At 68.4% G+C, this 1,295-nt stretch carries 2 protein-coding genes; both read right to left on the reverse strand.

Annotated elements, in window-relative coordinates; genetic code table 11:
* Positions 1–935, reverse strand: a 935-nt coding sequence (locus LQV45_RS33280) for a 3-methyladenine DNA glycosylase (RefSeq protein WP_230012002.1), incomplete at its 3' end; no start/stop codon positions are given.
* A partial coding sequence (locus LQV45_RS33285; protein WP_230012005.1) for an SSI family serine proteinase inhibitor occupies positions 904–1,295 on the reverse strand: 392 nt, incomplete at its 5' end. The genes LQV45_RS33285 and LQV45_RS33280, both read right to left, overlap by 32 nt.

The raw sequence follows: 1,295 nt of genomic DNA on the forward strand, positions 1-1,295 counted from the left end.
GACTGGAGCAGGGGAGCGAGCTCCTGCAACAGCCGCTGCCGCAGTACTTGTGATTCGGCTGAAAAAGCCCGCTGGTGCTCAACGTACGCAGCTTTGCCCTCGGGCGTTTCGATCCTGATGGCGGGATAGCCCCACTCCTGCAAGTCGTACGGCGACGCCCGCATGTCCATGGCCCGGATCCGCCACGAGAGTTCGAAACAGTCCATGACGAGCTCGCTGGGCAGCAACGGGGACAGCTTGTAGGCCCACTTGTATAGGTCCATGTTGGCGTGCAGGCAGCCCGGCTGCTCCATGGTGCGCTGGTTCCCCCGGCTGGGAACCATGCTGTTCAGCGGAACGGCGTCCGGGGTGTAGAAGCGGAAGGCGTCGAAGTGCGAGCACCGGATCCGGTTCTCCTCCACCACCTCGTCGGTGCGCCCGGACCCCAGCCGCAGCTGCAGGTACTCGTGCCGGAGATCGAACTTGTCCTGCCGGTAGACCATGGCCCACTCGTGCAGCCCGAAGCAGCCGAACTGGGCCGGCCGCGCGGCAGTCCCGGCCAGGATGATCCCTGCGAACTGCAGTGCCTCCCGGCGCTCCCTCAGGAAGGCGTCGACGTCGACCGTCACCGCCGGCGACTCCGCCGGCAGCCCGGCGGCCGCGAGTTCTGCGGCGTCGGCCGCGCGGTAATACTTCCACCCGGTCCGCGCCTCAGCCTCGGGGCCGGAGAGCACGACGCCGGCGCCCGGGTGCCAGCGCAGCAGCTGACCGGGCTTCTGGGTGTAGTAGGTGAAGAGGAAGTCCTCCACCGGGTGCTTCCGGCCGGCGGAGCGCCGCTCGAGGTAGGGGTCCGCGTAGCGGCGGACATGTTGGACGTGGGCGGTCTGGCGCGGCAGCCATTCTTCCTGCTGGAGGTGCAAGGGCTTAGCTCGCCCCGCCGGATGAGCCCAGAACATCTTTGGCGGCGTTCCAGGCGGCGATTTCACAGCCGTTTGTCAGGCTGAAGCTCGCCTGAACCGCCCTGCCATCCACGACGCCGGTGACTGTGGCCACCTGCGGGCCGCCGTACTGCTGGGTGCAGGTCTGGTTCTTGGCGGGCGGGGCGGGGCTGAGGATGGCCGGGTTGTTCTTGATGGCGATGCACGCGGCGGCGGCGTTGGGGTGCTGGCTTTCGGCCGCCGGAACCCCGTTTTGGCACACCAGCGTGAAGTTGGCCGCGGTGCCGGTTTCGTTCGGCTTGACCATGATGGCGAGTTCGGCGTTGCCCTTGCCCGGTCCGGACGGCAGCGGGACGGCGGAGGGGGACGGTGCCGGCG

The sequence above is a fragment of the Microbacterium sp. Bi128 genome (assembly GCF_918698205.1).